The organism is Algoriphagus pacificus, assembly GCF_017254845.1.
Lineage (GTDB): Bacteria > Bacteroidota > Bacteroidia > Cytophagales > Cyclobacteriaceae > Algoriphagus > Algoriphagus pacificus.
In genome coordinates, this window is record NZ_JAFKCU010000029.1 from 1 (window position 1) to 392 (window position 392).

The 392-nt window shown below is 47.2% G+C and carries 1 pseudogene; it reads left to right on the plus strand.

The window, feature by feature from the left end:
- A pseudogene (locus J0A69_RS22830) lies at nt 1–392 on the plus strand (bifunctional rhamnulose-1-phosphate aldolase/short-chain dehydrogenase); the annotation flags it as partial.

Genomic DNA, 392 nt, shown 5'->3' on the forward strand with positions numbered 1-392 from the left:
CAACAGTCTGGAGGTAATCGAAACGGCTTCCGCTTATCTGGAAGAAAACTACGGCAAGAAAAGACCTGTCTTCGGGGGACAGAAAACAGAATCTCTTCCTGCAGCACAGCGTGCCTCACAGGCAGCACTGCTTGCTCCGGTACTCCGCGGATTGGCTTCTTCCTATAAAAAAATGGTCGGTACTTTCACCGATACAGACGTGGTCTTACAGTTCATCAATTCAAATGATCTGGGTAAGTTGGCTCCTATGGGAACTTCCTGTCCCGATCACTTCCTGCGTACCAAGATCTCTCCTTTGGTTCTTGATATTCCAGCAGATATTGATCTTTCTGATCCAACTTCCCTGAAGGCTGATCTTGAAAAGGAATTCCAGGCTTATCGGGAGATGTATG